Annotated in this window: 19 protein-coding genes and 1 pseudogene; 10 read left to right on the top strand and 10 right to left on the bottom strand. The window is 27.9% G+C overall.

Translation table 11 applies throughout. The annotated features are described in order from the left end of the window. The first annotated feature begins 56 nt into the window (after window positions 1–56). Window positions 57–1,565, top strand: coding sequence for an AMP-binding protein (locus tag CMOL_RS04865; protein ID WP_239819934.1), 1,509 nt, complete (start codon window positions 57–59; stop codon window positions 1,563–1,565). A gap of 87 nt (window positions 1,566–1,652) precedes the next feature. Beyond that, the gene (locus CMOL_RS04870; protein ID WP_239819935.1) at window positions 1,653–1,880 is read left to right on the top strand and encodes an acyl carrier protein; all 228 of its coding nucleotides are present in this window, start codon (window positions 1,653–1,655) and stop codon (window positions 1,878–1,880) included. A 19-nt stretch (window positions 1,881–1,899) separates the two neighbouring features. Here CMOL_RS04870 and CMOL_RS04875 read toward each other — a convergent pair whose 3' ends face one another. Together CMOL_RS04875 and CMOL_RS04880 are read right to left on the bottom strand one after the other, a co-directional pair. Continuing rightward, window positions 1,900–2,943, bottom strand: a complete 1,044-nt coding sequence (locus CMOL_RS04875; protein ID WP_239819936.1) for an acyl carrier protein — start codon at window positions 2,941–2,943, stop codon at window positions 1,900–1,902. A 50-nt stretch (window positions 2,944–2,993) separates the two neighbouring features. Further along, complete coding sequence (locus CMOL_RS04880; protein WP_239819937.1) at window positions 2,994–4,208, bottom strand: DUF2920 family protein; 1,215 nt, start codon at window positions 4,206–4,208, stop codon at window positions 2,994–2,996. Window positions 4,209–4,287: 79 nt separating this feature from the next. Between CMOL_RS04880 and pseF the strand changes: the two genes are divergently transcribed. Genes pseF through pseH (CMOL_RS04900) form a run of 4 tightly spaced genes read left to right on the top strand, consistent with a single transcriptional unit; the run spans window position 4,288 to window position 6,935 of the window. Then, the gene (gene pseF / locus CMOL_RS04885; protein ID WP_239819938.1) at window positions 4,288–4,986 is read left to right on the top strand and encodes a pseudaminic acid cytidylyltransferase; all 699 of its coding nucleotides are present in this window, start codon (window positions 4,288–4,290) and stop codon (window positions 4,984–4,986) included. Next, window positions 4,970–5,794, top strand: a complete 825-nt coding sequence (gene pseG, locus CMOL_RS04890) for a UDP-2,4-diacetamido-2,4,6-trideoxy-beta-L-altropyranose hydrolase (protein WP_200283149.1) — start codon at window positions 4,970–4,972, stop codon at window positions 5,792–5,794. Before pseF ends, pseG begins: the two co-directional genes overlap by 17 nt. After that, window positions 5,791–6,336: a UDP-4-amino-4,6-dideoxy-N-acetyl-beta-L-altrosamine N-acetyltransferase gene (gene pseH / locus CMOL_RS04895; protein ID WP_239819939.1), complete on the top strand. Its 546-nt coding sequence runs from the start codon at window positions 5,791–5,793 to the stop codon at window positions 6,334–6,336. The genes pseG and pseH (CMOL_RS04895) overlap by 4 nt, the downstream gene beginning before the upstream one ends. Continuing rightward, window positions 6,333–6,935, top strand: a complete 603-nt coding sequence (gene pseH / locus CMOL_RS04900) for a UDP-4-amino-4,6-dideoxy-N-acetyl-beta-L-altrosamine N-acetyltransferase (protein WP_239819940.1) — start codon at window positions 6,333–6,335, stop codon at window positions 6,933–6,935. The genes pseH (CMOL_RS04895) and pseH (CMOL_RS04900) overlap by 4 nt, the downstream gene beginning before the upstream one ends. Here pseH (CMOL_RS04900) and CMOL_RS04905 read toward each other — a convergent pair. From CMOL_RS04905 to pseA, 3 genes are read right to left on the bottom strand one after another with little or no spacing between them, the layout of a single operon-like run. After that, entirely contained in the window at window positions 6,904–7,650 is a 747-nt protein-coding gene (locus CMOL_RS04905) for a HisA/HisF-related TIM barrel protein (RefSeq protein ID WP_239819941.1), read from the bottom strand. The genes pseH (CMOL_RS04900) and CMOL_RS04905 overlap by 32 nt on opposite strands. Window position 7,651: 1 nt before the next feature. Beyond that, a complete protein-coding gene (gene hisH / locus CMOL_RS04910; protein WP_239819942.1) occupies window positions 7,652–8,254 on the bottom strand; it encodes an imidazole glycerol phosphate synthase subunit HisH in 603 nt (200 codons plus the stop codon). Beyond that, window positions 8,251–9,387 (bottom strand): pseudaminic acid biosynthesis protein PseA, encoded by a 1,137-nt coding sequence (pseA, locus tag CMOL_RS04915; protein WP_239819943.1) that lies wholly within the window; start codon window positions 9,385–9,387, stop codon window positions 8,251–8,253. Before pseA ends, hisH begins: the two co-directional genes overlap by 4 nt. Window positions 9,388–9,535: 148 nt before the next feature. Here pseA and pseI point away from each other — a divergent pair, with 148 nt between their 5' ends. The 4 genes from pseI to CMOL_RS04935 are packed head-to-tail and all read left to right on the top strand — an operon-like array spanning window position 9,536 to window position 16,310. Next, window positions 9,536–10,567, top strand: coding sequence for a pseudaminic acid synthase (gene pseI, locus CMOL_RS04920; protein WP_239819944.1), 1,032 nt, complete (start codon window positions 9,536–9,538; stop codon window positions 10,565–10,567). 15 nt (window positions 10,568–10,582) lie between these two features. Next, the gene (locus CMOL_RS04925) at window positions 10,583–12,448 is read left to right on the top strand and encodes a motility associated factor glycosyltransferase family protein (protein WP_239819945.1); all 1,866 of its coding nucleotides are present in this window, start codon (window positions 10,583–10,585) and stop codon (window positions 12,446–12,448) included. Between the two features lie 9 nt (window positions 12,449–12,457). Beyond that, window positions 12,458–14,419, top strand: coding sequence for a motility associated factor glycosyltransferase family protein (locus CMOL_RS04930; protein ID WP_239819946.1), 1,962 nt, complete (start codon window positions 12,458–12,460; stop codon window positions 14,417–14,419). Next, window positions 14,409–16,310, top strand: a complete 1,902-nt coding sequence (locus tag CMOL_RS04935) for a motility associated factor glycosyltransferase family protein (RefSeq protein ID WP_239819947.1) — start codon at window positions 14,409–14,411, stop codon at window positions 16,308–16,310. Before CMOL_RS04930 ends, CMOL_RS04935 begins: the two co-directional genes overlap by 11 nt. Before the next feature lie 20 nt (window positions 16,311–16,330). Here the strand turns inward: CMOL_RS04935 and CMOL_RS04940 are convergent, their stop codons facing one another. From CMOL_RS04940 to CMOL_RS04960, 5 genes and pseudogenes are all read right to left on the bottom strand, one after another. After that, window positions 16,331–18,064 carry a flagellin A gene (locus tag CMOL_RS04940; RefSeq protein WP_239819948.1) on the bottom strand — a complete coding sequence of 578 codons (1,734 nt, stop codon included), beginning with the start codon at window positions 18,062–18,064 and terminating at the stop codon, window positions 16,331–16,333. Window positions 18,065–18,192: 128 nt separating this feature from the next. Continuing rightward, a complete protein-coding gene (locus CMOL_RS04945; RefSeq protein WP_239819949.1) occupies window positions 18,193–19,926 on the bottom strand; it encodes a flagellin A in 1,734 nt (577 codons plus the stop codon). Between the two features lie 106 nt (window positions 19,927–20,032). Next, window positions 20,033–21,853, bottom strand: coding sequence for a motility associated factor glycosyltransferase family protein (locus CMOL_RS04950; RefSeq protein WP_239819950.1), 1,821 nt, complete (start codon window positions 21,851–21,853; stop codon window positions 20,033–20,035). After that, window positions 21,850–23,102: pseudogene (locus CMOL_RS04955) on the bottom strand (DUF2920 family protein). Before CMOL_RS04955 ends, CMOL_RS04950 begins: the two are co-directional and overlap by 4 nt. Then, window positions 23,092–23,607: a prepilin-type N-terminal cleavage/methylation domain-containing protein gene (locus tag CMOL_RS04960; RefSeq protein ID WP_239819951.1), complete on the bottom strand. Its 516-nt coding sequence runs from the start codon at window positions 23,605–23,607 to the stop codon at window positions 23,092–23,094. Before CMOL_RS04960 ends, CMOL_RS04955 begins: the two are co-directional and overlap by 11 nt. Between the last annotated feature and the right edge of the window lies 1 nt (window position 23,608).

Consider the following 23,608-nt stretch of genomic DNA (forward strand, 5'->3'; position numbering starts at 1 on the left):
AAATAATTTAAAAAATTTATTTTTCTAATTGTCAATTTAAAAAATAAAGGAAAATCATGCTCACCCACATCTACAACTTTCTAGAAAAAAGTGTTGAAAATTTTAGTGAAAAAATAGCCTTTGTTGAACCTTTTACCAAAGAAAGAAAAGAAATCACTTATAAAGAATTTGATCTTTATTCTAAAAAAGTTGCCAGTGAAATTCTAAGAAAGTTAAATAATGATACTTTACCTTTACAAAAAGCCATTCTTATTATCTTACCTAAAGGCATTGATTGTTTGATTTCTTTTTTTGGTGTAGCTTTAAGTGGAAACTTTTATACACTCTTAGATGAAAAAAGTCCCAAAGAAAGAATAGAAAAAGTTATAGAAGTTTTAAAACCAAAACTTCTAATCACTTCTAAAGATTTAAATTTAGATTTAAATTTACCTACTTTATATACACAAGATTTTAAAAGTTTTAATACAGATGAAAATTTAATCACTAAAGCCAAAGAAAAACACATTGACACTAATTTACTTTATGTACTTTTTACAAGTGGAAGTACAGGAATTCCTAAAGGAGTAAGTATAGCTCATAAGAGTGTGATTGATTATACGTTTTGGGTATGTGAAACTTTTGATTTTGATGAGAATGAAATTTTAGCTAATCAAGCTCCATTTTATTTTGATAATAGTGTTTTAGATATTTTTTCAAGTGTAAAAGTGGGCGCAACTTTACATATCATCCCTAATCATATCTTTACTTTTCCTGCTAAAGTATTACAATGCTTAGAACAAGAAAAAGTAAGTACGATATTTTGGGTGCCTTCAGTATTGATTTATTTTGCAAATACAGAAGCTTTAGATAATTTTTCTTCTAAACATCTCAAAAAAATACTCTTTTGTGGTGAAATCATGCCCAATAAGCAACTTAATATCTGGAGAAAACATTTACCTCAAAGTTTATTTGCTAATCTTTATGGTCCTACTGAAATCACTGATGTTTGCACCTACTACATCATCAACCGTCCTTTTAAAGATGATGAACTCTTACCAATTGGTAAAGCTTGTAAAAATACAGAACTTCTAGTCTTTGATGAAAATATGAATTATATAAGTACTAAAGAAATAGGTAAAAAAGGAGAATTATATATAAGAGGAACTTCTTTATCCTTAGGATATTACAATGACAAAGAAAAAACAAATAAAGCTTTTATACAAAATCCTTTACATGATAATTATTTAGACTTACTCTATAAGACAGGAGATATTGTTGCTTATAATGGATTTGAAGAATTGTTATGCTATGGAAGAGCTGATAATCAGATTAAATACATGGGTCATAGAATAGAACTAGGAGAAATAGAAAATATTATTAATTCCCATGATAAAGTAAGAAACTCTGCTTGTGTTTTTAAAGAAGAGATTATTTGTTTTTATGAGAGTAAAGAAGAAATTGATTTTAGAATATTTTTAAAAGATAAATTACCTCTTTATATGATACCTAAACATTTTAAAAGAATTGATAGTTTTAAACTCAATCAAAATGGTAAGATTGATAGGGGTTATTTAAATGAAATTTGAAAATATTTAATGGCCTTTAAAACCAAAAATTTGACTTAATTTTAAATTTAAGTGATAATACGATTTTAAAAATTACAAAGGAATAAAATGCAAAACGTTAAACAATTTTTTATCAATATAGAAAGAACCGATATTGATGAAAGCATGACGAATTTGGTTAGCGAAGATTTTATTGATAGTATTGATATCATGGCTTTAGTAGCTGAAATAGAAAAATATTACAAAAAACCTTTAAAAGCTGAATTTATAACTCCTGAAAATTTTGAAAGCTTTGAAAATATTCAAAAAATGCTAGAACTTGCTATGAAAGATTAAGATAAGTCAAAAACTTATCTTAATATTCTTTTAAAGATTGAATGATTTTGTTTTTAGAGATGATAATTTGAGCTATAAAATCGACAATATTATCCCAGTCTTCTTTTTTAACATCTTTTAAAGTATAGTTTTCTTTATACTCATCCCAATTTATAGGAGCGAAAAGAGACTTTTTGTGTGGAAAATACTTTTGTCTTACCCATTCAAGAGAAGGGGTAAAATAATCTACATAAGCTTTAGCTATATCTTTTTGAACCGCAAATTTCAATCTTTTTTCTTGCGTACCTTCAAATTTTCTTCTTGCCATAAAAAGTAAAGAATTTAAATTATCTTGTTGTAAATCTTTTTTATTAAGTCTAGACATAAGCTCCATTCCTAAGAGATTAAAACTTTCATTTTTGGTCTGTTTTAAAATAAAACTCTCATCCCATTCGAGCCCCAAATGATAAACAAAATCTTTAAGTAAAGTTCCTCCAACATAATCTTCTCTCAAAAGTCTTACAATTAAATTTTCTCCTCCAAAAACTTCTGAATGAGTTTTACAAATCCATTCATAATCAAAAATATACTTTCTAGGATGATTATAAGGTGCAAAATCAGCAGAATAATACCCCATATTATTTTTATGATCTTGAGAGCAATGCGAATTTAAATATCCTAAAATATCTCTAAAATATACAATTATATAAATCTTTTTAAATCCCAACTCTCTCATAACTCTTTCTAAAATTTCAACATGTCTTTTAGTAGAAAAATCCCAAACTATGCCTTCAGCTGAAAAAATAAATTTCTTATCCTTATGTAATGCACTTTCAATTTTAAAATTCTCTATAGTTCTTAATAATCTTTCATTGCTTAAATCTTCTAAAATATTTCGGCTTAATTTTTCTTTTTTAACCAATTCCAAAACTATATCTACTAAAGCCCAGTGCCTATTTGCCACCCTAAGACTTTTTGGATAAATATAACCTTTTTCTAAAAGTTTTTCTTCATTTTGCATCAAAAAACCTTGTTTTTCTTGATTTCCTGTATTTGTAGTACCTATATGTAGATATGCTGTCATTATCTTCCTTTTAAAATTTAATTATAAAATTTTACCAAATTTTTTATAATTTAAATAATTTCAAGTTTAAATTTATCACCTTCATCTTTAAATTTAAAAACCTTGTTTTTGCACGGATAAGAAATAGAATTTTCTCTCATGGGAGATTTTCTATCTTTTAATTTTTCAAGCATTAAAGGAAGTTCTTTCCTAAACAAAGCTTTATCTGTCATTCTCATACCATGTTCTAAGCTTTTAATCATTTTACCATCGATATCTTTTTCATCTTGGATTAAATGCAAAGTTGCATCAAGATTAAGTTGTTTAAAACATTTATAAAGTTCTATTTTGTCTTTAGCGGGAGTCGCAAGATCTTTGATACTATGGTAAGAAACATAAATAATATTTGGATTAACATTAGCCCCAAGGATAAGATGAGAAGAATTTAAAATCGCTCTCATTATATAATTTTCATCTTTAAAATAATAAGGAGAATTAGGATCTTTTCTTGTCCAATAGGTTTTGATATTACATCCTATAATTGTATTTGGATCATTAAAAGTATAATCAAATCTTAACAATTCCTTGCCTATTAATCCTTCAATTACAGGTAAAGCTCCACCCGAATTATCAATCACTCCATCCACATACCAAGGAGCAATTTTTGCTATAAGTAAAGATAAGTATCCACCATATGACCCCCCGCCGTAGATCTTTGGTAAATTTTCAAATTGTGGATAATTTTTAACAATATCTTTTAAAGCATTGATATGATCAATAGCAGCCATAATGCCATAGTTTTGATATTCATCATTGGGTGGGACAAAAGTTGAAGTAAAACAAGCTTTATAATCTTGAGGGATTTGATGATTTGATTTAAAATTTGATATTGTTTGATTTAAAATTTGATAATAGTTATCTGCATTGTGAATATTTAAATCATATGCATTTATACCAATAGCCTCTAAAGCTTTTTTTAAATTTTGCAAATCATCCTCTATAAACATTGTTGTAGCGCTATACTTTTCCTCATTTGATCTTCTTTGGCAAAAACAATGATAAAAAACATTTACTACAACTACATCAAATTTTTTAGCGATATATTCTCTATCAAAATCTAAAAAAGAAATATTAGCATTAGCTCCATATCCACCAATTACAAAAACTATAGCTTTCATTTGTTTTTCATCATCATAAGTCATACGATATTCTAGTTTTGAAGTTCTTTTAATATTAAGTTCTACATCATCACAAGAAGAAATTTCATAAGTTTTATTAATAAGCATTGATAACCTTTTCATATTTTAAAGATGATTATACTTAAAATTTGGTAAAATAAAACAAAAAATATAAAAAGTAGAAAACATGAAAAATCTTTGCATCATACCTGCGCGTGGTGGTTCAAAAAGAATTCCTAGAAAAAATATTGTAGATTTTTTAGGAAAACCTTTAATTTCTTATAGTATAGAAAATGCTTTAAATTCTCAAATTTTTAATGAAGTTATAGTTTCAAGCGATGATGAAGAAATCATCGAAGTTGCTTTAAAATTTGGCGCTAAAATTCCTTTTAAAAGATCCACTCAACTAAGCGATGATTATGCTTCAAGTACCGCTGTAATACAAGATGCGATACAAATTTTACAAAAACAAGGACAAAATTATAATCATGTTTGTTGTCTTTATGCCACAGCTCCGCTCATTAGCGCTGATATTTTAAAACAAGCCTTTGAAAATTTTATACAAAATAAAAGCCAATTCCTATTTAGCGCTTGTGAATTTGATTATCCCATACAAAGAGCTTTTTATTTGGATGAAAAAAGACAAGTTTATATGTTTGATGAAAAGCATTACCAAAGCTGCTCCCAAGATCTAACTAAAGCTTATCATGATGCCGGGGCTTTTTATTTTGGCACCAGCAAAGCTTGGCTCGAAAATGATTTTATGTTTAGACCTTACTCAAGTGTATTTTTACTCCCAAGAAATTTAGTTTGTGATATCGATACACCTCAAGATTTAGAATTTGCAAAGATACTTTATAAGGTAAATCATGAAAGTTTTATTTAGAAGCGACAGTTCGACTCAAATAGGATTTGGGCATATTAAACGAGATCTTGTCTTAGCAAAACAATACGAAGATGTAAGCTTTGCTTGTTTACCCTTAGAGGGCTCTTTGATCGATGAAATTCCTTATCCTGTTTTTGAATTACAAAGTGCTAGCATTTATGAACTTATCCACCTTATAAAAGAGCATAAATTTGATTTACTTGTAATTGATCATTATGAAATTAAAGCTGATGATGAAAAATTGATCAAACTTGAAACGGGAATTAAAATTTTAAGCTTTGATGATACTATAAATCCTCATCATTGCGATATTTTACTTAATGTCAATGCCTGTGCAAAAGCTAGTGATTATGAAGGTTTAGTTCCTTTTAAGTGTGAGCTTAGATGCGGATTTTCCTATGCTTTAATTAGAGATGAGTTTTATATTGAAGCTAAAGAAAAAAGAGATAAAATATGGGATTTTTTTATTTGCATGGGTGGAACAGATATTAAAAATATTTCTTTAAGTATTGCAAATGAACTTTCAAGCAATAAAAAAATAGCTATCGCTACAAGTTCTTCAAATAAAAATCTTAAAAAACTTAAAAATTTAGTCAAGGAAAATCCAAATATTAAGCTTTTTATCGATTATGATAATATTGCTAGACTTATGAATGAAAGCGAAAAACTTATTATTAGCGCAAGTTCTTTGGTTAATGAAGCATTGCTTTTAAAAGCTAAATTTAAAGCAATTTGCTATATAGAAAATCAAAGACCAACCGCTGATTGGCTTGCAAAAAAAGGTTATGAAGTGGAGTATAGACTTTGATCAAATTAAAAAATTTTACCGAACTTAATGAGCAAGAAGTTATATTGGTTTGGCAATGGAGAAATAATAAAAAAGTTAATAAATTTATGCACACTAAAAACTTTAGCATCAAAGAACATAAATATTTTATTGATAATTTAAAACAAGATGAAACTAAAAAATATTTTTTAGTATTTGAAGATAACAAAGCTATAGGTGTGATTGATTTTGTTAATATCAAAAAAGAAAGTTGTTATTTTGGACTTTATGCCAAACCAGACTTAAGAGGAGTGGGACAAATTTTAATGAATGAAGTCAAAAAATACGCTTTTGAAATTTTAAAGATAAAAATTTTAAAAGCACATGTCTTAAAAGATAATGAAAAAGCTTTAAAACTTTATTTCAAAAATGATTTTCAAATTGAAAAGGAGGTTGAAAATATGTTTAATATATATCTATACAACATCAATGAACAAAAAATACAAGAACCCTACAGTCATCCTCTGGGGGGGGGGGTAAAAATAAATTTCTGCCTATCTTTTGATCAAGGATGGGCAATATGAAAACTTTAATTATAAAACAAAGAAATCTTATTTTTGACAAAAATGAAGAAATCATAGAACATATTATATTAGAAAATAAAAATATTGTTTTAAAAACTGAAAAAAATTTTTTTATACTTGAAAACTATATCAACTTAGATGAAAATAAAAAAGAAAAAATCAGATCTTATCGTAATCATCCAAAAATTAAAAAATATCTTTATAATACTCATTATATTTCAAAATTAGAACATGAAAAATTTATCAAAATTTTAAAACAAAATAATCAAAAACAATATTTTTGCATTAATTACAATGATCAAATTCTAGGAAGTATTAATTTCAAAGAAAAAAATAACTCCACAATTGAATTTGGATTTTACTCCAACCCATTTTTAAATATTCTAGGATTGGGTAGAATTTTAGAAGAAATAAGCATTTATTATTCTTTTTCAATTTTTAAAAAAAAAGAAATGATTTTAGAAATATTTTCTGAAAATCAAAAAGTTATAAATTTACATAAAAAATTTGGTTTTCAAGTTACCTCAAAAAAAATATTCCAAGATAAAGAAATTTTTTTTATGAGTCTTAAAAATTCCTTACAGCAAAACCTTCCTTAGTTAATTCTTCTTTAATGTCCTTTGGAGTGTATTGGGAAAAATGAAATATATAGGCTCCAGCTAAAGCATCAGCACCCATATTTAAAGCTTTGATAGCATCACTTGGCTTTCCTAATCCCCCATTAATAATAAGAGGAATTTTAAGTTTATTTTTAAATAAGCTTAAAAGCTCCAAATCATACCCTTGCGCCCTTCCCTCAAAATCCACAGAAGTAAGTAAAATTTCACCAGCACCTAAACTTTCATACTTTAAAGCAAGCTCCAAAGGATTGATATCTAATAATTCTCCTTTATTATAAACACAAAAGCGATCTTCTTTTCTTTTAACATCGATAGAACAAACTATACATTGTGCCCCAAAACGATTTGCTGCCTTAACAATAAATTCAGAATCCTCTAAAGCTTTAGAATTAATAGCAATTTTATCTGCCCCAAGATTTAAAATTTTTTGTATATCATCAAGAGTTTTAATACCACCTCCTATTGTTAAAGGCATAAAACATTCTTTAGCAAGATCTTCTATACTTTCAAAATCAATTTGTTTATTTTTAGAAGCATCAATGTCTAAAATAATAAGTTCATCAACATTACGCGCATTATAAATTCTTACCGTTGAAGTAAGATGGCCGATGGTGCGAAAATCTTTAAATTCTATACTTTTAACCAATTGTGCATTTTTAAGTAAAACACAAGGTATAATTCTAGTTTTTAACATTTTAAAGCCTTGAGAAATTTTCTAAAAGTCTAAGGCCTAAAATTTGACTTTTTTCAGGGTGAAATTGAACACCAAAAATATTATCTTTTTGGATACTAGCTGTAAATTTATGACCATAATGAGCCTTTGCGCTGATAAATTTTTCATCGCATTTTACATAGAAAGAGTGCACAAAATAAAAATCATTTAATGAAGAAATACCTTTATATAAAGGCTCTTGTTTTAAAATTTCTAAATCATTCCATCCCATATGAGGAATTTTTAAATTAGTTCTTTCAAATTCAACTACCTCCCCCTCTAAAAAACCAAGTCCATTACAAATTCCACCTTCATAACCTTTTTCTAAAAAAAGTTGCATACCTAAACAAATTCCTAAAATGGGCTTTTTTATCTGTAAAACTTCTTCTTTTAAAGGCTCTATAAAATCTATCTTCTTTAAATATGTCATCGCATCTTTAAAAGATCCAACCCCTGGCAATATAAGTTTTTTAGCCTTAGAAAAATCTTCTTTTTTACGTATTAAAAAATTTTCAATACCTATTTTTTCAAGAGCTTTTAAAACAGAATTTAAATTTCCAGCTCCATAATCAATCACACCTATCATTTTAAAATATACTCTTCTTTTCTAATCAAGGAACCATCATAATCTTTTAAAAATCTACCTTTTTCATCGCGTTTAAAAATCTTTTTATTGGTAAAAGAATCAACGATTTTTTGAAATTCTTCTTCACTAAAGCCACTAAATTCTAAATATTTTTTAATAGCCTTTGTTGGAACCCTACCATCATATTTATTGACTAATTTCACCCCTTGCTCTCGATTAATATAACCTAAACGAATATCTAAACATGCATTATCAGTTGCCCTTCCAAAACCATATTTACAGTATTTTAGATAATCATGCACATGATTAGAATAACAATCCAAATTTTCGAAATTTTCATAAGTAGTTTCAACAGGACGATCTGTAGTAGAAAATCCATGTTCTTTAGATACTTTAAGGTTTATCTTATAATCCCATTTAAAATAATATCCCAAAAACAGCCCTGTTAAACCAACTCTTTGTATCTCTTCATCACTTGGATATGTGTAAAAATAAAGATCTTTCTCGGTTAATCCTTGCACTCCAATCATATCTGATACCCTATTTCCCAAGAGTCCGCCAAATTCTTCAAGCCAAGTTCTATCGAGTGTATTTCTTGTTTTACTGCTTGCAGGACCACCATATTCAATTTGTGGACTTTCGCCCCAAATCATTAAAGGTATATTAAAATTTACAGCCGTTCTCACAACAGTTGTAAAAATTCCTAAATGGTTTTGCCACTCAGTATCACCTGTTCTCTGAAATCCCTCTCTTGCTAAAATTTTATAAACTTTAGGATTTCTTTTTATATGAATTAAATCAACACCAAGTTTATTTAAATTCTTTAAATTTCTTCGTCCTATTTTAGTAGGAACACTAGGTTCAAAACAAACACATAAAGGATTAAGTCCGAGTTCTAACATTTTTATAGTTTGAAAATGTGAATCTTTACCTCCACTAACTCCTATAACACAATCATAAATAGGATGTTTTTTATATTTTTTAATGAGTTCTAAAAATTCTTTTTCTCTTTCTTGCCAATTAATTTCTTGATTTTTGCTTTCTTGAGAACGACAAGCATCACAAATTCCTTCTTCATCAAAATGTAAATCAGGTTTAGTATCTGGCATCACACATTTTTTACAAAATTTCATCATTTTCCTTAGTTTTTAATTCAATAAAATAAAAATCGTCTAAATATTATTTTTTTTAATAGTATCTTTAAAGATTTTTAATGTAATTAAAAAAATATATTATATTTGTATAATATAATATAAAAAATATAATTATAACGAGGATTTAATGCAAATAGGAAATTTTAACACAGATCAAAAAGTATTTATCATAGCAGAATTAAGTGCTAATCATGCCGGAAGTCTAGAACTTGCACTAAAAAGCATTAAAGCCGCTAAAGAAGCAGGCGCTGATGCGATAAAAATTCAAACTTATACACCCGATAGCCTCACTCTTAATAGCAACAAAGAAGATTTTATCATCAAAGGTGGACTTTGGGATAAACGCAAACTTTATGAACTTTATGAAAGTGCAAAAACACCTTATGAATGGCATGAACAAATTTTTAAAACCGCTAAAGATGAAAATATACTTTGTTTTTCAAGTCCTTTTTCTAAAAAAGATGTTGATTTTTTGAAAAAATTTAATCCTATAGCATATAAAATCGCTTCTTTTGAAGCTAACGATGAAGAATTAATCCGCTATATAGCTAAAGAAAACAAGACTACTATTGTCTCTACAGGTATTGCAAGTGAAGAAGAGCTTTTTAGAATTTGTGAAATTTTTAAAGAAGAACAAAATTCACAATTGATATTTTTAAAATGCACCTCTGCCTATCCTGCAAAAATTAGCGATATGAATTTAAAAGCTATTTTAAGTTTAAAAGAAAAATTTCGCGTTGAAGTGGGATTAAGTGATCATAGTTTTGGACATTTAGCTCCGGTTATAGCTGTGGCACTTGGAGCTAGAGTGATCGAAAAGCATTTTATGCTTGATAAAAATTTAAAAAGTGAAGATTCTCAATTTAGTCTTGACTTTAATGAATTTAAAGCTATGGTTCAAGCTGTAAGAGAAGCAGAAAGCGCTTTAGGGGATGGCTCCTTAGAACTTAATGAAAAAACTTTAAAAAATCGCACTTTTGCAAGAAGTTTATACGCAAGCAAAGATATCAAAAAAGGCGAAATTTTCAGCGAAGAAAATGTAAAATCCGTGCGCCCTTCTTTTGGACTTCATCCAAAATTTTATAAAGAAATTTTAGGCAAAAAAGCTACAAAAGATATCGAATTTGGCGAAGCTTTAAAAGAAGAGTATTTTAAATAAAAGGCAAAATAATTTATGGATAAAGAACTTTTTTTAAAAAATACTCAAGCACTTTTTGAAGTAGATCAAATTCTTGCATACAAATTAAGATCTTTGCAAAAATTAGAAAATTTTCGATTAGAAAAAAACGAACAAGGGATTAATTTTATCGCTAATTCTGAAGAAAAAATTTATGAAAATCCCAAAAAAGATCTTGTAAAAAATTTAGATTTTTACAAAACTCAACATTCTAAATATCCTGTTTTATTTTTTTATGGTTTTGGAAATGGAGAACTATATAAAATTTTATGCGAAAATAAAAATCATAAACATATTATTGTTTTTGAAGATGAGCTTGAAATTTTAGCCCTAGCTTTTTATTTTATTGATTTTACCAAAGAGTTAAAAAGCGAAAAACTTATACTTTTTCATACTCCAAGCATCACCACTGCGCAGCTTATGGCTCTTTTTATGTATGAAAATATTCAAAAAAGTGTTAAAATTTTTAATCTTTTCATCCATAGTGATTTTTATCTTAAATTTTATGCCGACCAAATTCAAGAACTCAATCAAAAACTAATAGAAAATATCCGTTTTATAGTCTTAGCTAAAGGCAATGATCCGCATGATTCTATCATAGGTATAAAACATATGATCAATAATCTTCCCAAACTTTTAAACCATGGAGTTTTTCAAAATTTTTTAAAAGAAAGAAAACAAAAAATAAAAAACGCTATCATCGTTTCAACGGGTCCTAGTCTTATCAAACAACTACCTTTGCTTAAAAAATACTCTAGCAAAGCTACTATTTTTTGTGCTGATAGTGCTTATCCTATACTTGCAAAATATGATATTAAGCCTGATTATGTTTGTATGCTAGAAAGAGATGATATAGTATCTAAATGCTTTGATAATGATTTTAAAGAATTTGATCAAGGAATTTTATTTATCATAAGCTCTGTGGTACATCAAGAAGTTATTGATTTTCTTGAAAAGAACTCTAGAAAATATATGCTAGTACATCGTCCTTTGCATTTTGCAGTATCTTTAAATCTTAAAGAATTTGGTTATATTGGGGTTGGAGCGAGTGTTGCAAATATGGCTTATGAATTAGCTGCAAGTTTAAGACATGAAAATATCATTTTAATAGGTCAAGATCTTGCCTATGCCAAAGATGGAAGTTCACATCCAAAGGAACATATTTTTGGAAATGAAGGAGAAAAAGTACGTGGAGAAATTTATACTGTAGCTTATGGAGGAGAAACGCAAGTAAGAACTCAGCTTACTTGGAATTTATTTCGTCAGGCTTTTGAAAAAGATATTTTTTGGGCAAAAGAAAAACTACAAATCAATACTTATAATTGCACTGAAGGTGGAGCTAGGATAGAAGGAGCTATAGAAAAACCTTTTAAAGAGCTTTGTGAAATTTTACTTAAAGAAGATCTAAAAAAACCTTTTGATCTGCCTAAAATTTTAGAAAAAAATGAAATTAAAAATAAATTTTTACAAACTCAAAAACTTCTTATTAAAAATGTTAAACAAAGTGAAGAATTTATAAAAAAATGCAACAATGAGCTTAAAAAACTTGATTTTGAGCTCAATAAATTAGAACTTAATTTATCAACCTTGGAAAAAATCAAAAAAAATCTTTTAAAATTTTTTAGCGAATTTAAAAAACTAAAACTATTTAATGAGCTTATTCAAGCTATATATTATCACAATGAATGCGAAATTTTACGCTATGAAGTTTTAAATGAAATCGATCAAAATAAAAATATTAAAGAATTTTTAATCAATCAAAAAGCGTGGTGGCTACAAAGTTTAGAATATCTAAATACTCAAAATAAAATCATCAAAGAGGCTTTAGAAAAATTTAAAAATGACGATATTTTAGTAAAATAAAGGAGGCTTATGAATTTCAATAAAAATCAAACCATACTTTTTAATAAAAATCTAAATTCACTAAACAATCCTACCTTAAAAGAAAAACTAAAAGAATTATCAATCACTCATTATGAGCTTATTTTGGGCAAAGATAGCTTAGATATCAATCTAAAAGATACTAAAAATCATACTTTTCTTTATCAAGATGTGATAAAAGAGCTTGATATTATGTTAAAAACCTATAATGAAAAATATCTTTTATATCCTGTACTTTATTTTTATGGTTTTGGAAATGGAATTTTATTTAAAGCACTTTTAAAAAATAAATATCATAAACATTTAGTTATTTTTGAAAAAGAATTAGAAATCATTAAAATTATGTTTCACCTTTTAGATTTTTCACAAGAATTAAAAGAAAATAGACTTTTAATTCTTGATGTTAATTCTTTAGAATTTCAAGATTATTATGATTTGTGCTCAACTAGTCCTTTTTTTGAATTTTCTAGAACTTATTTTTTAGAACTTAGTAGTGATTATTATGAAAAAGATCAAGAAGATATTTTAAATTTAAATAATAATCTTATAGATAAATTTAAAAATGCTATACTTTTAAAAGGAAATAATTCTAAAGATATTTTACAAGGCATACAACAACTTATTTATAATCTTCCAACCATGCTAACTCATCCTCCTTATCAAAATTTACTCAAACAAAGAGAAAGTCTTAGTGATACAGCTATTATAGTTTCTACTGGACCCAGTCTTACTAAGCAATTAGATACTCTTAAACAATATGCTAATAAAGCAACTATTATATCTGCTGATTCTTCTTATCCTATCTTAGCAAAGCATGATATTAAGCCTGATTATGTTTTATCTTTGGAAAGAATTTTATTAACCTCTGAATTTTTTAATAATGATTTTAAAGAATTTGATAAAGATATAATTTTTATCACAACTCATTTAACTCATCCACAAACCATAAAAAATTTAAAACGTAACAATAGAAATTTTATGTTGGCTTACAGAGGTTCTGAAATTGCAAAATATTTAAAAATTTTTAAATATGGAGAACTATCTGAAGGACATAGCGTAGCCAATGTAGCTTATGGTTTAGCTGTATTTTTAAGACATAAAAATATCATTTTTATAGGGCAGGATTTAGCTTATGGCGAAGATGGTTTTTCTCATACAAAAGACTATCAAAATCTTGACAAGCATGAGGGGCATTATCAAAGAGATTTTGGAAATTTTAGAGCCTTAGCTTATGGAGGAAAAGGTTTTGTAGAAAGTTCATTTATTTGGAATTTATTTAGGTCATTTTTAGAAAAAAGAATTCATGAAGCAAATCAACTAGAACTTTGCACCACCTATAACTGCACCGAAGGTGGAGCTAGGATAGAAGGAACTATAGAAAAACCTTTTAAGGAAGTTTGTGAAACTTTACTTAAAGAAGATCTAAAAAAACCTTTTCCTAAAGTAGAAGCTTTAAGCAAAGATAAGCAAGATGAATTATTATTAAAAAGCTATTATAAAATTTATAAAAGTATAAAACACTGTCAAGATTTTTCACAAGAACTTTTAAAAGCTTATAATCATATCTTAGAAAGTTTTTCCAATCTTAATTTGATTTCAAATTTAAATGAAGGTAAAGAAATACTTGATTATCTCATACAAGAAATTGATAAAATCAAAACTAAACTTGAAGATGGAAAAAATATGCTAGATCTTTATGAAATCTTAGGTCCTCTTTTAACTCAATTTGAACTTAATTTAGCAAGAATTTATATTTTAAATCCAAAAACCTTAGAAGATTCTTATAATAAATCTTTATTATGGGTTAAAGAACATATAGAATTTTTTAATATGGTTTATGAACATATTAAAGCACAAGAAAAAGCTTTAATAGAAAATATTACTCCTTTAGAAAATGAACTCAAAAAAAGAAATTTAGAAAAATATATGAGGAAGATAAACAATGCAAAATGAAATTTTTGATAAAAATTTAAAAGCCATGAATGGCGATGAATATAATGAAATCAAAGAAGAATTAAAAAAAATAAAAGAATTAAGATATTTTTCTTATTCACTTGGCAAAGATAAACTAGATATTAATATCATCCAAAAAAGAAATTTAAAAACAATTTATAAAAATCCTTTAAAAGAATTAGAAGAAAAAATTGAATTTTTTAAAGAATATCAAAGATATCCTGCTTTATTTTTTTACGGTTTAGGAAATGGAATTTTATATAAAGCCTTACTTCAAAATGAAAATCATAAAAGAATTATTGTTTTTGAAAAAGAAATAGAAATTATTTTTATAACTCTTAATTTGATTGATTTTAGTGAGGAATTAAGAAAAGGGAAATTAATCTTAATCCATACTATAGAAATGACTTATACTAAAGCTGATACCATTTTTTCTTTAAGTTCAATTAATAAATTTTTTAGAATTTACAATTTACATTTACATTCTAATTTTTATAAAAATTATGAAGAAGATATGTTAAAAGTGAATACTTTAAATTCTAAAGCTATTAGAAATATCAGTCTTAGAAGAGGAAATGATCCAAAAGATGCAATGCAAGGCATAGAACAATTTGTAAGAAATATCCCTAAAATGATCAATCATCCAAGTTATAAAACCTTGCTTCAAAAAAGAAAAAATACCAAAGATGAAAATGTGGCCATCATAGTTTCTACAGGCCCTAGTCTTGAAAAACAACTTCCTTTGCTTAAAAAATACGCTAGTAAAGCTACTATTTTTTGTGCTGATAGTGCTTATGCTATATTGGCAAAGCATGATATAAAGCCTGATTATGTTTGCATGATGGAAAGAGATCACTATACAGCAGAATGTTTTAATAACGACTTTAAAGAATTTGATCAAGATATTACTTTTGTTGTAACTTCTTTGGTTCATAAAAATACCATTGCTTATCTTGAAAAAAATAAAAGAAAATATATCCTAGTTACCAGACCTTTATCTTTTGCCACTTCGATAGAGCTGGATGAATTTGGATATATGAGCTGTGGAATGAGCGTAGCTCATATGAATTATGAATTAGCCATAAATTTAAATTTTAAAAATATTATTCTCATAGGACAGGATCTTGCTTACGCAAAAGATGGAAGTTCGCACTCTAAAGGCTTTTTATATAAAGATTTTCACGAAGGGCATCATGAAAGAGATTTTGATAAATACACTGCTATAGCTTATGGAGGAGAAGGGATAGTCCAAAGTTCTGAAGTTTGGACCATATTTAGAGAAATATTTGAAAATTTTATAGCTACAAATAATCAAAAAAAAATAAAAACTTACAATGCCACCGAAGGTGGAGCTAGGATAGAAGGAGCCATAGAAAAATCTTTTAAAGAGCTTTGCAAAACCTTGCTTAAAAAAGATCTAAAAAAGCCTTTTGCTAAAATTCCTAAACTTTTAAAAAATCAAAGAGATGAGTTAATGTTAGATGCTTATAAAAAGATCAAAAAGCAAATGAGCTTAACTCAAACTTTTTTAAAAGAATGTAAAAAAGTTAAAAATCAATTGGCATCGTTAAAAAGAGGAAAAACTAAACTTACTCTAGAACAAATTAATAAAAATTTAGATAAATTTAAAACTCGTTTAGATTCTAAGCGTTATGGTTTTTTACTTGAAATTTTAGGACCAACACTATATCACGAAGAAAGTTTATTAGCTCCTTTATATTTTCAAAGTTTTCAAAACGAAAGTGAAAGACAAAATAAACTTTTTGCTTGGCTTTATGCTCATGAATCTTTAATCGAAAGCATTTTTGAACTTGTAGATACTCAAAATATCATCTTAAAAAAAGCTATCATACCTTTACAAGATGAACTTGAAAAAAGAAAACTTCTATAATGAGGATAAAAAATCCTCATTTATTGTAAAAGCTTTAAGACGTTTTGTTGAACTGCATTAGCCTGACTCATCGCGTAAGATCCACTTTGAGCTAGGATATTATACTTTGAAAAATTTGCACTTTCAGCTGCAAAATCTACATCTCTGATGGTTGATTCGGCTGCTTTTACATTAACTTGGGTTACTGTGATGTTGTTGATCGTAACTTGAAGTTGATTTTGAACTGAACCTATATCAGCTCTGATTTGATCAAGATTTGTCGTAGCAGTCTCTACTATATCCATCACAGCCATAGCACCTTTAAGTGTCGTTACACCAGCATTTTTATAAGTCACTCCAGCAGCATTTGCATCTGAAGTTTTTAAAGTAGCAAACTGAGAATTTCCAGAACCTTCAGAAAAACCTGAACCTTTAGATACCAAATAAACATTATTTGTAGACATAGCAGAAATAACGACAACACCAGATTGTAAACCTACTGACATATTTTTTCCACTACCTTCAGAAAAACCTGAACCAGCTGAAAAACCAGAACCTTCTGAACTCATGAAAGCACTTAACGAACTATAACCAACGATGATTTGTTTTCCACCACCAGCATAAGAGTTAAATCCCATAGCATCAGCTGTATTAGCATCGATTTGTCCTTTAGATTCTCTTAAAGATACTGAAGTTTGAGAAATGATATCAGTTTTTCCCATACCTACTGCACTTAAATTAGTTCCACTTATATTGATATCTCTACCATCGTTTTTAACTAAAGATAATCTTCCATAATTTTCTTTTTGATTAGCTAAAATTCCAGATCCAACGCCTATATCTCCTGTAATTTTTATACCTCTACCATCTCTTGAAGTAAGAACTAATTTACCATTTTCATCCCTAGAAGCTTCAACCCCTGTAGTATCTTTAACTGAATTAATAGCGGAAACTAATTGACCATTTTCATCTCCATCTTTATAATTAATCTTGCCTATAATAACTCCATTAATAGCAAAGTCTTCTGAAGTAGAACCTGCTTTTATTTCATAAGACCCTATAGTTTTTACATCAAAAGTTGCTCTAACTCCTGTTTTATCAGAACTTCTATTGATCTCTTCAGCCAAAGCCCCAAGACCAGTTCCTACTGAAGTTGAAATCACCACACTTTGAAATTTAAAGTCTTCTACTCCATTATAATTTTTTATAACCATACTTACAACACCAGAACTTACACTTTGAGAACCAGTTTCAAATCTAGTTACACCGATCTTTGAAGACTGAGTAGGACCAATACTAGCTTTTATAGTTTGATTTGAGCTTGAACCAATTTGAAATTCTTGATTGGTAAAATTTCCACTTAAAAGTTGTTTGCCATTAAAAGCTGTAGTATTAGCGATATTATCAAGTTCTTCCATCAAGCGGTTAATATCTGCTTGAAGCATAGTTCTTGTTTTTAAGCTTTGACCATCTTGAGCTGCTTGAGTTGCTTTAGTTTTAATAGTATCTAAAATTTTAAGCTGCTCATCCATCGCTTTATCTGCAGTTTGTAATATACCTATAGCATCATTACCATTGTTGATTGCTTGACCCAAAGTTGCCGCTTGTGAACGCAAAGAATCTGCAATAGCCATCCCTGAAGCATCATCTGCTGCTGAGTTAATCCTAAGACCGGAACTAAGTCTACTTAAAGACTTATCAAGTTCATTAGCATTAACCACCGAATTCGCATGTGCGTTCAACGCACCTATATTGGTGTTTATTCTAAAACCCATTTTAAATCCTTTCAAAATATTGCATCAAAAGGATATAAGCAATAAGTGTTCCAATTTTTTATTTGTGAGAAAAATGAAGTATTTTATTTTAAAAAATCTAAGCCTAATTTTAGGCTTAGATCGGATTTCTATTGAAGCAGTCTTAACACATTTTGTTGGCTTGCATTAGCTTGAGCCATAGCATAAGATCCACTTTGAGCTAGGATATTTGCTTTAGAGTAGTTTGCGCTTTCACTTGCAAAATCCACATCTCTGATTTGAGATTCGGCTGATTTTACATTAACTTGGGTTACTGTGATGTTGTTGATCGTTGATGTGATTTGATTTTGTACTGAACCTATATCAGCTCTGATTTGATCAAGATTGTTAATCGCAGTTTCAGCGATATCCATCACAGCCATAGCGCCTTTAAGTGTGGTTACGCCCGAAGTTTCACTTGCAACCCCTGCATTATTTCCAGCTGAAGTTTTTAAAGTAGCAAACTGAGAATTTCCAGAACCTTCAGAAAAACCTGAACCTTTAGATACCAAATAAACATTATTTGTAGACATAGCAGAAATAACGACAACACCAGATTGTAAACCTACTGACATATTTTTTCCACTACCTTCAGAAAAACCTGAACCAGCTGAAAAACCAGAACCTTCTGAACTCATGAAAGCACTTAACGAACTATAACCAACGATGATTTGTTTTCCACCACCAGCATAAGAGTTAAATCCCATAGCATCAGCTGTATTAGCATCGATTTGTCCTTTAGATTCTCTTAAAGATACTGAAGTTTGAGAAATGATATCAGTTTTTCCCATACCTATAGCACTAAGATTAGTTCCATCGATAGCGATATCTCTACCATCGTTTTTAACTAAAGATAATCTTCCATAATTTTCTTTTTGACTATTTAATATACCAGAACCTTGACCAATACTTCCTTCAATTTTTATACCTCTACCATCAGCAGAAGTTAATACTAAACGACCATTTTCATCTTGAGAAGCTTGAACTCCGGTAGTATCTTTAACTGCATTGATAGCAGAAACTAAAGAACCATTTTTATCTCCATCTTGATAACTTACTTTACCAATATTAACACCATTAATAGTAAAATCAGTTCCAGTTTCACCCGCTTTAATAGCAAAAGCTCCTGTAGTTTTCACATCAAAACTTGCTCTAACACCTGTTTTATCAGCGCTTTTATTGATCTCTTCAGCCAAAGCCCCAAGACCAGTTCCTACTGAAGTTGAAATCACAACATCTTGAAATTTAAAATCTTCAATACCATTGTAATTTTTTATAGTAAGTCCAACTACACCAGAACTTACACTTTGAGAACCAGTTTCAAATCTAGTTACACCGATTTTTGAAGACTGAGTTGCTCCTATACTAGCTTTTACAGTTTGATTTGAGCTTGAACCAATTTGAAATTCTTGATTGGTAAAGCTGCCACTTAAAAGTTGTTTACCATTAAATGAAGTAGTATTAGCGATATTATCAAGTTCTTCCATCAAGCGGTTAATATCTGCTTGAAGCATAGTTCTTGTTTTAGCACTTTGACCATCTTGAGCTGCTTGAGTTGCTTTAGTTTTAATAGTATCTAAAATTTTAAGCTGCTCATCCATCGCTTTATCTGCAGTTTGTAAGATACCTAAAGCATCATTACCATTAGATATAGCTTGACCTAAAGTATTAGCTTGAGAGCGAAGTGAATCTGCGATCGCCATCCCTGAAGCATCATCTGCTGCTGAGTTGATTCTAAGACCTGAACTAAGTCTTGCAAGAGATTGATCTAAGCTTTTAGCATTTAGATCAGAGTTTGCTTTAGCATTAAGTGCTGCTACGTTTGTATTTATACGAAATCCCATTTTAAATCCTTTTAAATAAATTCAAGCTCATCCATGAACTTGTTAAATGCTATATCGTTTATGCAAAAAAAAACTTTATACTATTTTTTAAAATTTTGATATAAAATTAAATAATTTTTTCCAAACTTCCTTTTATTGTAATTAATTTTTCAATTAACAAAATAAGCCAATTTTTATAAACTTTGATCATTAATAGCAAATATTTTTCTTCTTCTTGAATTTTTAAAGTAATAATTTGACTTAATTCAAAACCTCTTTTAAAAAAAATTCCTCTAAAAATTCCCTCTTTAAAAATTTCATTTTTTTCTAAAACAAAATTAAAATTTTCTATATTTTTATAAATATTTGATAAAAAATTCAAAGGCAATTTATTTTCATTTAATAAAATTTTTTCCAAAGCATTATATAAAATCTTAGCATCTTCTAAAGTTTGATTAACAATATGCAAATCTTGTTTTAAATTTTCTATAACTTTTTTCAAAAATTTGTCACTTCTATTTGAAGTTAATTTTTTTGGAATTTCTAATATTTTTTTCTTTTGATTGGCAAATTTTAAACAACATTCTTTAAAACTAAGCTCTTTTGTAAAGGCTATCCTAGCTCCGCCTTCAGTAGCATTATAAAAATTAGCTTGGGTGTTATTAGCAAATAAAAATTCTAATTTTTTTCTATAATCATCCCATCCGATATGAGTAAAAACTTCTTTAACTCCGCCATAAGCTAAAGTTTTTAAACTGGGAATATTTAATGCAAGATCAGCATCTTTTCCTAAGATAAAATCACTAAAATGAGAATTACCTTTATCATTGTAAGCTAAATCTTGACCTATTATTATAATATTTTTAAATCCTAAAGCTAAAGCTAAAGTATAGCACATATGACCCACATGTGTTCCAACTTCTAAATAACCAAAATCAAAAAGATTTAATTTTTCATAAGTTATATCTCCATTTAAAACTATAGCAAAATTGATATTTTTTAAAAAATTAACAACACTTGGATGAGTGCTTTGAGCCAATATAAATAAAGTTTTCTCTAATTTATTGATATCAATATCTTTGAAAAATTCAATTGGATATTCTTCTAAATCTAAATTTAAAATATAATCAGGAATTATATCATTTTTATAAAGCAAAGGAAAAGCTCCATCAGCACAAAAAATCACAAAATTTTCTTGGTATTTTTTTAAAAGCGGAATTTGCTTTTCAAGACTAGGTCCAGCACAAACCACTATGCAATTTTCAAATTGATTTTTTCTTTCTTGGATAATTCTTTGAAAAGGAATGCTTTTTAATATTAAGGGGATATTTTGTATAAAATTATCATAACATATTAAAGGTATTTTAGAACTAGGATCTAAATTTCTAATAATAAAATTAATGGTTTCGTAGATCTTATCATTTATTTGAGAAATTTCATCTATAAAATATTTTTGATAATAAGAGTTCATAAATATTTCATAAAGACTTAAATATTCAAACATATCCCTTTGACCAAAAAGTATGCTTAGTTGCATATTTACTTTTTCCTCATTGATATCCACAAGATAAATTTTGCCATTACTTAGTTCTTCACTAAGATCAATCACGCTTAAAGCTAAAATAAAAAGCTCTATTTCGCTTTCAAAAATAAAAATATGTTTATAAAAAGAAATTAAACTTTTAAGCAATAAAGCATTTCCTATACCATAAATACAAACAAAAGGATATCTTAAAGTTTTTTCCAAAATTGCATTTTTAAAATAGTCAATTTCTTGGTTTACATCATTATACATAAAAACTTGATTTTTTAAATCAAAAATATTTAAATTTTTATCTAAAGAAAAACGAGTACATTTTTGATTTTCTAAAAAATTATTGAGTTTTAAGGCTAAAGGTTCATTTGTTCCGCTAGCTAAAGCTTGGATATTTTTTTCTAATATATTCATTTATTTCCTTTAATCTCCAAAAATATCTTATCCTCTTTTTGAGTAAAGCTATAAAGTAAATCTTCACAAGGATAACTTATGCTTTTATCTTTATACTCTTTTTTAGGATTATTTTTAATCTTTTCAAGCATAATAGGAAGTTCTTTTTTTATAAGTGTTTTTATAGACATTCCCATACCATGATCCAAACTTTTTATAAATTTTCCATCAATTTGACTTTGGTCTTTAATCATATAAAGTTTTGCATCAAAATAATATTTTTGAAAAATACCATAAAGCTCTATTTTATCTTCTGGTGGAGCTATCCTTCTATCATAAAAAGAATGATAACTCACATAATAAGGTTTTGGATAAGCTGATTGGATTTGAAGATGATTTGGTTCTAATATATTGCGAATCATGCGTCTTGCTGGAGAAAAAAATAAGGCGAAGAGCTATTGCTCGTCCAAAAAGTTTTACTAGAACAACGTACGCATATATGATCAAAGAATTTAAATGTATCAAATTCAGAATACTGCATAAAATCAATCTCTTTTCCAAATCCAACTAATTTCCAAAGAAATTTAGCATAACTAGAATTATCAATCACACCATTTATAAGCCATGGAGCAATTTTTGCAGCCAAATGAGATAAATATCCTCCATGAGAACTACCGATCATAATCACAGGAATACCCCACCCCATGGTATCAAAAGGAGCATTTTTCTTTAAATAAAGGGCTACATTTATAAGATCTTGAGCTTGCATAATGCCAAAATTTTGATATTCATTTTTTGCAGGTTGTAAACTAACATGAAGATTCAAAAAATAATCCAATCTAAATTTACCCTCTTTTTTTCCTTTTATCAAAGCTTGATTGATAAAGTGAAAAATTTCACTCATTTGATCATAATTTTGAATTTTATCTACACTATAGGGAAGTTTTATGCCTGCAGCTTGAGTAGTAGTATCTAAAATAAGTTTATCAATCTCATCTAAATAAAAAGTTGATCCAGTTTGAGGACGATTTCCTATACAATGATAATTTACACTAACCACAGCTACATTTAAATCACTTGCTATTGTTTGTGCCAAATGCTCACGATAATTATCATCAGCATCGCCACCTAGCCCTGGGGTAATAAAAACTAAAGCTTCTAACTTTTTTTCATCATCAAAACAAAGTTTAAACTCAAGTTTAGATTCTCTTTTTATATCAAGTTCAACATCATCACAAGAATCAATCTCGTAAATTCTATTAATTTGCATCATTGACCCCTATTAAAGTATAAGTTTTTGAGGCAAGGTTTTTAAAATGTTCATTTTTACTCAAAGATACACAAGCTTTACTTTTAGAGGTACTTGTAAAATCAATGTTTTCCAAATCAGAACTAGAGCCATTTTCTATAACTTTTTTGCTAGTTTCATTACTTGAAATTCCCATCAAAATAAAATCTGATTTATTAACAAATACAAGTTTTAAACACTGTTCATCATCACCTACGCGAAAATTTGCTTCTTTTATTCCGCTAAAATCTTTTAAATCAATATTTTCAACCCCGCTAACATTACTCATGGATTTTATAGTACTTAAGGCATCATTTTTTAAAGCATAAATACTGATATCATTAATCAAAGTTTTTAAATTATTCAAAGATTTACTTATTTCTGCTTCATCTTTGCTTGAGCTTAATTTAGGCAAGGCAATAGCTGCTAAAATTCCTAAAATAATAATCACAAAAACAAGTTCTAAAATCGTAAAAGCTTTTTTCATT

The organism is Campylobacter sp. RM10537 (genome assembly GCF_022369435.1).
Taxonomy (GTDB): domain Bacteria; phylum Campylobacterota; class Campylobacteria; order Campylobacterales; family Campylobacteraceae; genus Campylobacter_D; species Campylobacter_D molothri.